This window comes from Bacteroides sp. RTP31139st1_H2_RTP31139_211217 (assembly GCF_040227615.1).
In the GTDB taxonomy this organism is placed as follows: Bacteria; Bacteroidota; Bacteroidia; order Bacteroidales; family Bacteroidaceae; genus Bacteroides; species Bacteroides uniformis.
This window is the reverse complement of record NZ_JBCNZM010000332.1, coordinates 1-1,559: the sequence shown is the minus strand read 5'-3', so window position 1 is coordinate 1,559 and position 1,559 is coordinate 1. Positions and strand designations below refer to the sequence as shown.

Below are 1,559 nucleotides of genomic sequence, written 5' to 3'. Positions count from 1 at the left end.
AAATGCACCTTTTACACTTTGAGGTTTGGTTGTAGCTTTGCGGCAGTGAATACAATCAAACCTCAATTATTATGAACAGACAAGAATTTGAAGAATTAGCATTGCAGGTTCAACAAAGCGACCTGCCGTTGAAGTCGTACCTTCAACAGATAGGTGTAAGTTATTCAACCTATCACTACTGGCGTAGAAAATGTTCCGTTGACAGGAGCAGTATCAAACACGAGTTGGCTCCTATCAGTTTTAAACAGGCATTTACGGAGTCTTCCCAAGAAGGACAATTGCCGCATGGTGTTGCGCTGCTGTTTCCCAATGGACTTCGTGCCCACTTCGGGAGCGGTTCTGAAGATTTGCTGAAGGAAATATTTACCCAAAGTCTTCGAGACGGTCATGTTTAACCTGAACGACACGATGCGCTACTTCCTGTGTCCTGGCAGGACAGATATGCGCAAGGGTATCAGTTCGCTATGCGGAGTGGTACATGAGAAAATGAACAGTGAAGTGAGGAACGGTGATGTCTTCATCTTCATCGGTTCCAGCCGCAGGCTAATGAAACTCCTTCATGCCGAAGACGGAGGTATGGTAATGTATGTAAAACGTCTGGAGGCCGGTCGCTTCAAGTTGCCGGAGTATGATCCCAAATCAAACAGCTATCCCATGGAGTGGCGCGATCTGGTGATGATGGTTGAAGGAATACAGGAAAACCCGGAGCAGAGGCTCCGGCGGTTAAGAGCCGAACGTAAGGAATACCATGTATAACATGTTTTTTATGTGAGTAAACTTTGGATATTGTTGCATAATTCACTGTTAGTTAGTATATTTACATCATTAAAAGAAGTATAGACAATGGAAGAAAAAGAAATTTTACTCAAGACGATAGAAGGGCTGAATGCCTCTATAGCTTCATTGTCTACTACTAATAAGAATCAATCCGAACAGATAAAAAATCTGCAGGAACGTATCAAGGAGTTGACGGCTCAGGTCGCATGGCTGAACCGTCAGCTCTTTGGTCGTAAATCGGAGAAACTTCGCGTATATGATCCTAATATGCCAGATCTCTTTGCCGACGAGTTTTCCGGACTCCGGCAGCAGGCGGAAGAAAAGCGGGACGAGGCTGTGGAAAAGATTGAGAAGGAATCGGTGGAAGACGTAAAACGAAATCGCCAGAACCGCAAAATGATAGAGGACTTGCCCGTATTGGAGACCGATACAATAGAACCGGAAGGCGTAGACTTGTCTTTATACCGTAGAATAGGCGAAGAGATAACAAAAGTCGTCAAACACAAGCCGGGAATGCTTTACGTCAAGGTGATCATCCGTCCCAAATATGCTCTCAAGGACAGTACCCTGCTTCCTCCGGCCGGACAGAAAGGCGTAGAGATAGCTCCCATGCCGCTGATGCCGGTCGACAAGTGCATCGCTGACACCAGCCTGCTTGCCGAAATATTGCTTCAGAAGTATGAATATCATGTCCCGTTCTACCGTCAGATACAGCAATACCGCCATCTTGGAATGAAAGGCCTTACCGAAAGTACACTGGACGGCTGGTTCAAGAAAACCGT

General features: G+C 45.8%; 3 protein-coding genes. All 3 read left to right on the top strand.

The window, feature by feature from the left end:
* Positions 1–71 precede the first annotated feature (71 nt).
* Complete coding sequence (tnpA, locus tag ABUA47_RS24680; protein WP_336313671.1) at positions 72–395, top strand: IS66 family insertion sequence element accessory protein TnpA; 324 nt, start codon at positions 72–74, stop codon at positions 393–395.
* Positions 388–756, top strand: a complete 369-nt coding sequence (gene tnpB, locus ABUA47_RS24675; RefSeq protein ID WP_071149928.1) for an IS66 family insertion sequence element accessory protein TnpB — start codon at positions 388–390, stop codon at positions 754–756. Before tnpA ends, tnpB begins: the two co-directional genes overlap by 8 nt.
* An 87-nt stretch (positions 757–843) precedes the next feature.
* A partial coding sequence (locus ABUA47_RS24670) for an IS66 family transposase (protein ID WP_172721270.1) occupies positions 844–1,559 on the top strand: 716 nt, incomplete at its 3' end.

Bases quoted from the DNA above. Each gene is read 5' to 3' on its own strand.
- tnpA (WP_336313671.1), top strand. From the start codon at position 72: ATGAACAGACAAGAATTTGAAGAATTAGCATTGCAGGTTCAACAAAGC.
- tnpB (WP_071149928.1), top strand. From the start codon at position 388: ATGTTTAACCTGAACGACACGATGCGCTACTTCCTGTGTCCTGGCAGG.